The 7,172-nt window shown below is 72.9% G+C and carries 4 protein-coding genes and 1 pseudogene; 3 read left to right on the top strand and 2 right to left on the bottom strand.

From position 1 onward, the window contains the following. A pseudogene (locus tag ACJA3G_RS25525) lies at positions 1 to 713 on the top strand (hypothetical protein); the annotation flags it as partial. 117 nt (positions 714 to 830) lie between these two features. On the opposite strand, the gene ACJA3G_RS25530 reads toward ACJA3G_RS25525, so the two are convergent. After that, positions 831 to 3,986, bottom strand: coding sequence for a GH92 family glycosyl hydrolase (locus tag ACJA3G_RS25530; RefSeq protein ID WP_406555390.1), 3,156 nt, complete (start codon positions 3,984 to 3,986; stop codon positions 831 to 833). Between the two features lie 337 nt (positions 3,987 to 4,323). On the opposite strand from ACJA3G_RS25530, the gene ACJA3G_RS25535 reads away from it, so the two are divergent. Continuing rightward, positions 4,324 to 5,325 (top strand): LacI family DNA-binding transcriptional regulator, encoded by a 1,002-nt coding sequence (locus ACJA3G_RS25535; RefSeq protein WP_406555391.1) that lies wholly within the window; start codon positions 4,324 to 4,326, stop codon positions 5,323 to 5,325. A gap of 42 nt (positions 5,326 to 5,367) precedes the next feature. On the opposite strand, the gene ACJA3G_RS25540 is transcribed toward ACJA3G_RS25535, so the two are convergent. After that, positions 5,368 to 5,634, bottom strand: a complete 267-nt coding sequence (locus ACJA3G_RS25540; protein WP_406555392.1) for a hypothetical protein — start codon at positions 5,632 to 5,634, stop codon at positions 5,368 to 5,370. A gap of 174 nt (positions 5,635 to 5,808) precedes the next feature. Between ACJA3G_RS25540 and ACJA3G_RS25545 the strand changes: the two genes are divergently transcribed. Then, positions 5,809 to 7,172, top strand: a 1,364-nt coding sequence (locus tag ACJA3G_RS25545) for a M20/M25/M40 family metallo-hydrolase (protein WP_406555393.1), incomplete at its 3' end; no start/stop codon positions are given.

A 7,172-nucleotide genomic window follows, 5' to 3' on the forward strand; every position in this document is an offset into this window, starting at 1 on the left:
CCCTGGCGGTCCTCAACGTCACCCCCTCCCCCCTCGGCGCCCTCGCCGGGCTCACCGTCGACCTCGGCAACGAACCCGACTCCTGCGCCTCGACGGTCGGCTTCACCGGTACGGTCATCGCGCTCGACCTGATCGCGGGGGTGATCGCGGGCCGCGCGGGCGACTCCTGGGACGGCGTCCCCGAACAGGCCGAGGCCGTACGGACGCGGGCCGCCCGAACCATCGCCCCGCTGCTGGCCCGGGCCGCGCGGTGCGTCGCCGTCGACTGCGTCGGCTCCGGCGCCTCCCGGGCCACCGCGGAGGAGGCGGCGCTGCTGCTGCGCGAGGTGCCCCGGATGCCGGCCGCGGCCTCGGTCACCCGCAACTACCTGCACGGCGAGATGGAGTCTGCGGGCAACACCCTGCACCTCGTCTTCGGCTGCGGCCGTGAGGTCGCCCTCGCCCGCTCCCTCTCGGCCGCCGGTCATCTGACCCTGCTGGTGACCACCGCCCGGGTCGAGGGGTCCGAGAACCTCGCGGTCGTCCGGCTGCCCGACACCGCGCCCGGCGCCCGGGTCGTCCTGGAGACGGTCGTGGCGCAGGAGCTGGTGGCCGCGCTCGGCGACGAGCGGAACGTGCCCATGGAGTCGATCGTCTTCATCAACGACGACACCAAGGAGGGCGGAGTCGTCGTCGCGGACTTCGCGCACGGCACTCCCGTCGCCGCCCTCTGACGGAGTTTCCGCTGTGGGCAGCGGAGCGCTGAAACGTCCGACGGCGCACATCCTGCCGCGCGCCGACCTCGGCTGCCCGGCGGCGCGCGGCGGGGGCCCGTCCGCCGGGCCGGGGCGTCAGGTGCCGTAGACCTCCATCTCGTATATCCGGGCGGCCTGGTCCGCGCTCTGCGTCGGGGTGAGGACCGAGAGCCGCACATAGCGGGCGGAGGCGGTCACCGGGTTGGTGGTGGCGTCGGCACTGTTGCCGCGCACCTGGGCCACCGTGGTCCAGGTCGCCGCGTCGGCCGAGACGCTCAGGTCGAAGTCCCTGGTGTCCAGGGCGGCACTCTCACCACCGGCCCCCGCGTGCCGTATGACGACGGAGTCCAGCGGGTGGGAGGAGCCCAGGTCGACCTGGAGGTTCTTGGTGCCGGCAGCCAGTGAGCACCACTTGTCTCCGGTGCCGCCGCCGACACTCCCGTTGACCGCCTTGTCGGGTGTCTCCGCCGCGTTGCACGAGGCGGAACCCGTCGCCGGCTGCCCGAGGGCGAGGTTGCCGCGACCGCCCCCGTACACCTCCAGTTCGTAGATCCGGGCCGCGCTGCTGGACGTGTTGGCCGGGCTGGTGACCAGCAGCCGGACGTACCGGGCGGTGCGGGGGGAGACGGGGTGGTAGGTCCGGCTGGAGCGGGAGCCGGTGACGGTGGCCGCCGTGGTCCACGAGGAGCCGTCGGTGCTGGTCTGGATCTGGAAGCCGCCGGTGTTCCAGCCGGTGTTCTCGCCGCCCAGACCGGCGTGCTCGACGACGAACGACGACACGGTCCGGGCGGAGCCCAGATCGACCTGGAGCGAGGGACCGCTCGCGGACGAGCACCACTTGCTGTTGTTCCGCAGCGCGCCGTCCACCGCCTTGTCGGCCGACTCGGCGGCGGCGCAGACGGCCGATCCGGTCGCCGTCGCCCCCCGGGCGAGGTTGGCGCCGAGCTCGGGCGCGGCCGGGACCGGAGTGGCGCCGTCCTGGAAGGAGGGCGGCACATCGGATGCCCCGGTGCCCCAGGTGGCGCCGGGGGCCGCCCCCATGGTGTACGTGAGGGTGGCGCCGGAGGCGAGGTCCGGGTAGCGCAGATAGCTGTGGCTGGTGGGGGTGGCGTTGACCGCGAGGCCCTGCACATAGGCGCCGGAGCCGGAGGAGTTGATGGTGATGTCCCCGGCCGCGCGCTGGATGAGGACGGACGGGAACTGCGGTCCGTGCAGCGCGAGCGTGTCCGCGCCGGGCGTCGCCGGATACATCCCGAGGGCGGCCCAGACGTACCAGGCGGAGGTCGCCCCCAGGTCGTCGTTGCCGGGCAGGCCGCCGGCGCCGGTGGTGAAGGACTCGGTCATCACCTTGCGGACCGCGTCCGAGGCGCCGGAGGGGTGGCGGGCGTAGTTGTAGGCCCACGGCACACCGTGTTCGGGCTCGTTGCCGATGTAGTAGTACGGCCTGCTCTGACCGGCGTTGACCTCGGTGAAGTGGTGGTCCAGACGCTGGACGGCGGTCTGCCGGCCGCCCATGGAACTGATCAGGTCGGCGAAGTCGTACGGGACCATCCAGGTGTACTGGGAGGCGTTGCCCTCGGTGAAGGTGGACTGGCTCGCCGGGTCGAGCGGCCAGGTCCAGGAGCCGTCGCTCCGGTGCTGCTGGACGTAGGACGACTCGGAGCTGAAGGTGTTGCGCCACCACTGGGCGCGGCTCATGTGCGTGGTGTAGCTGGGGGCGTTGCCGAGCGCCTTGGCGAACTGGGCCACCGCGAAGTCGGAGGCGGAGTACTCCAGCGAGTCGGAGGGGTCGTCGAGGTAGTGCAGGCTGGTGTACGCCGACTGGCGGCCCCGGATGGCGCTGCCCTGGGCGGTGCCGCCGTTGGAGGCCTTCTCCATCAGGGCGAGTGCCGCGCTCGTGTCGAAGTCGCGCGCCCCGAACGCGTACAGGCTGCTCACGATGATCGGGCCCGGGTCGCCCGTCATCACGAAGTCCTCGTTGGTCTGCTGCGACCACTTGGGCAGCAGTCCGCCCTGCTGTCCGTCCAGCACCATCGACTTGGCGATGTCACTGGCCTCGGTGGGCGCGATCAGCCCTATCAGGGCCGCCCACGAGCGGTAGATGTCCCAGCCGGAGTAGTTCTGGTAGACTGGCCGGGCCGAGCGGTGCACGGCGTTGTCGAAGCCACGGTAGTCGCCGTTGACGTCGCTGGAGATGTTGGGGCTCTGCAGGACGTGGTAGAGCGAGGTGTAGAACTTCTGGCGCTCGGCGGTGCTGCCGCCCCCGACCTGGACCCGGTTGAGCATCTGGTTCCAGGAGTCGTCGGCCGAGTTGCGCACCGCGCCGAAGTCCCAGCCGCCGTTCTCCGCCGCCAGGTTGGCCTGGGCGCCCGCGACGCTGACGTACGACAGGCCCACCTTGAACTGGACGGTGGAGTTCGCCGTGGTGTCGAAGGTGACGTAGGCGCCGGTGTTGGTCCCGGACGCGTCGGCGGAGCCGTCGGTGACGGTGGCGCCCGACCAGGTGCCGAAGCCGGTGGGGGTGCGGTCGAAGCGGATGTCGAAGTAGATCTGGTACGTCTTGGACGAGCCGCAGAACCCTCCGGCGGTCACGCTGCCGGTCAGCTCGCCGCCGTTGACGTGCACGGCTCCGGCGCGGCTGCCGGTGGCGCTGCGGCCGGTGGCGACCAGCAGCCGGGATGTGGCGGAGGCGGGGTAGGTCAGCCTGCCCATACCGGTGCGGGTGGTGGCGGACAGCTCGACGTCGGTGGCGTAGCGGTCCAGGCGCGTCTTGTAGTAGCCGGGCCTTGCGACCTCGTTCGCCTTGGTGTGGCCGGACGCGTATCCGGTCCAGTTGGACCCCGGTGAGGTGGAGAGCGCGCCGGTGACGGGCAGCAGCGGCAGGTCCTCGTTGTTGGGGCAGCCGGCGCCGTCGAAATGGGTGAGGCTGAAGTCCTCGACGGTGGCGTCCTTGTAGCGGTAGCCGGACGGCGAGGCGGTGGGGGTGTCGGGGCTGAACTGCACGCCGCCGAAGGGCACTACGGCGCCGGGGTAGGTGCTGCCCCCGGCGCCGCCCGGCACGGGGTTGGGGGCGTTGCTGTCGTCGGTGCCGATGAACGGATCGACGTACTGGGTCAGCGGCAGCGCCGCCGCGTGGGCGGGCGCCGCCGTGGCGAGGCCGACGAGACCGGAGGCGGCCAGGGCGAGGGCGCTCAACGCCGCCGCGTACCGGGAGCGCGGACGGGATCTGGAGGGGTGCACGGATCGGAGCACGAGGGGGGACCACCTTCTCGCGGAGGCCCGCTCGCCGTCCGGCGGGCGGCCTCGGGACGGGGATGCTCGGAGTGCGGGTGCGTGGTGGGCGTGTGAACGTTACCAATCAACTCAGGATTGTTGAGGTGTCCCTGACGACACGTCAAGGGCCCGGCACGTAACAAGCCGGGGAAACGGACGTCGGGAATGGGAACGTTACCAAGTCCGGGCCCCGTGAAGGCCCAGGCCGCACCAGTGGTCCCAAGGTCGGCTCATCCGGCCTGACATGCGGCTCCGTCTGCAATCATCGACGCATCACCGTCCGCCGTCCGGGACGGATCCGCCGCTGAGGAGTCCCGTGAAGCGCCCGACGATGAAGGACGTGGCCCGCGCCGCCGGAGTCAGCCCCATGACCGTGTCGCGCGCGGTGTCGGGCGAGCCCGGAGTGTCCCCCGGGACGGCCGCCCGAGTCGAGCAGGCCGTACGGCAGTTGGGCTATCAGCGCAACGACAACGCCCGCAACCTACGCCGCAAGAACCCCGGCACCTCCACGATCGGGCTCGTCGTGGACGATCTGGCCAACCCCTTCTACGCGCTGATGGCGCGCTCGGTGGAGGACGAGGCGCACCGCCGCGGCTGTCTCGTCCTCGTCGGCAGCACCAATGACGAGCCGCGCCGCGAACGCGAGGTCATAGCGGCCTTCACCGCGCGCCAGGTGGACGGCCTCCTCCTGGTCCCCACCATCGGGGGGCACGGCTTCCTCAAGCAGCCGATGGCGGGCGGCACCCGGGTGGTCTGCGTGGACCGGCCCGCCAAGGGGCTGGCCGTCGACACCGTCACGGTCGACAACCGGGCGGGCGCGGAGCGGGCCGTACGCCATCTGCTCGCCCAGGGCCATACCCGGATCGCCTACCTCGGCGACCGGTTCGACATCTGGACCCAGCGCGAGCGCCACGCCGGCTACCTCGACGCGCTGGCCGCGCACGGCATACCCGAGGACCCCGCTCTCGTACGGCACGAACTGCGCAGCCGGCCGGACGCGGCGGCGGCCCTGGCCGCGCTGCGGGCCCTGGACCGGCCGCCCACCGCCCTGTTCACCACCAACGACGTCATCACCATGGGGGTGATGGGCGCGCTCGGGGACGCCGACCGCGTCGCCGTCGTCGGCTTCGACGACTTTCCCCTCGCCGACCGCCTCAGCCCGCCGCTCAGCGTCGTCAGCCAGGACCCGGTCGCGCTCGGCGCCACCGCCGCCCAGTTGCTGTTCTCCCGGATCGACGGCGACCGCTCGGCGCCCAGGTCGGTCGTCCTGCTCACCCGGCTGATCGTCCGCGGCGGCCCGGGACGGCAGGACTCCTGACGCCTTGACGAACGGCTGACGCCTCGGCGGACGACGGCCGGATCAGGGGGTGTCCCCCGCCCAGTCCCAGTGGTGCGGATCGCCCGGCCGCGGCCCGTACCACGCGCGGCCACCCGGTCCGTGCGCACCGATCTCCGTGGCGAGGGCGGCGCCTTCGCCCAGCCGGCGCTCGGTCCAGCCGGTGACGTCGAGCAGCAGCCCGTCGAGCGGGCCCGCCACCAGCTCACGGTAGACACGCCCCGGCCGCGGCCCGGGGTCCGGATCGTCGTGGTCGGCCCCGTAGACCCGGCGCCGTATCAGCTCGTCCATACCCGCCAGCGTGCCATCCACCACTGACAACGCCGGGTCCGGGCACGGTGACCCGGGTGCGCCGCCCGGGGTGCGGCCCCGCGCCCGATCGCGAATCGTGGTGTCCCGATGGCATTCGGATCCGCGGCCCGGTCCCCGGGCACGGCGGCGGAGCGGCAGTCAGGGCGGCGCGCGATGGAGCTGGAAACCCGAGTCGACGGCCTCATGGACGGGCTCCGCGCCGACCTGGAGCGGCTGGCGGCTATCCCCTCGATCGCCTTCCCCGGCTTTCCGCCCGGCCCCGTCCAGGAGGCGCACGACCTGGTGGCGGAGCTGCTCCGGGACGCCGGGGTGCCCCAGGTCGAACGGCTCGACCTGCCCGGCACCGCCCCGGTGGTCTACGGCCGCGTCCCCGCTCCCACCCCGGACGCGCCCACCGTCCTGCTCTACGGCCACTACGACGTCCAGCCCCCGGGCGACCAGACCCTCTGGCTCTCCCCGCCGTTCGAGCCCACGCCCGTCGAGGGCGGGCTGCGCGCCCGGGGCATCGCGGACGACAAGTCCAACGTCATCGCCCACCTCGGGATGCTGCGGGTGTACGGCGGACGGCCGCCCGTCGGCGTCAAGATCGTGATCGAGGGGCAGGAGGAGTACGGCAGCGCCTTCGACACCTACCCGGCCACCGACCCCGAGCGGTTCGCCTGCGACGCGATGGTCATCGCCGACCTCGGCAACCTCCGCCCCGGCACCCCGACGCTGACCACCGGGCTGCGCGGAGCCGCCGAGGTGACGGTCGAGGTGCGCACCCTGGACGAGCCGCGCCACAGCGGCGAGTTCGGGGGTGCGGCGCCGGACGCCCTGCTGGCCCTGCTCAAAGCCCTGGCCACCCTGCACGACGTCCACGGCGACGTGGCCGTGGAGGGCCTGCGCCGCGACCCCTGGACCGGAACGACGTACACGGAGGAGGAGTTCCGTTCGCTGGCGGGCGTCCGGGACGGGGTCCCCCTGATCGGGTCCGGATCGCTGGGGGAACGGCTCTGGAGCGGGCCCGCGATCACGGTGATCGGTCTGGACGCGCCGGGTGTCGAGCACGCGGCCTCCGCGGTGGTCCCCTCCGCACGGGCCAAGCTGAACCTGCGTTTCCACCCGCTCCAGGACCCGGTCGAGGCACAGCGCAGGCTCGTCGACCATCTGCGCGCGCTCCGCCCCTTCGGCATCCCGCTGACCGTCACCCCGGGCGACACCGGGCCCGGATACGAGGCGACCACCGGCGGCCCCGCCTACCGGGCCGCGCTCACCGCGCTCCGGGAGGCGTGGGGCGAGGAGGCCTCGTACGTCGCCACGGGCGGCTCCATTCCGCTGGTCAACGGCCTGGCGAAGGCGGCGCCGGGCGCGGAGGTACTGCTGTTCGGGGCCCAGGACAGCATGTGCAACCTGCACGCCCCCAACGAGCGGGTCCTCTACTCCGAGCTGCGCAACACCGTGATCGCCCTGGCCGCGTTCGTCCGCGAGTACGCACGGGACTTCGCCGGGGGCGCCGCGCGCGGCGGGGCGGGGGG

Origin of the sequence: Streptomyces sp. YS-3, from assembly GCF_045257485.1 — a bacterium.
Classification (GTDB): Bacteria; Actinomycetota; Actinomycetes; order Streptomycetales; family Streptomycetaceae; genus Streptomyces.

What these genes read in the sequence shown, in the direction of transcription:
- ACJA3G_RS25540 (WP_406555392.1), bottom strand. Translation starts at nt 5,634, where the DNA reads ATGGACGAGCTGATACGGCGCCGGGTCTACGGGGCCGACCACGACGAT.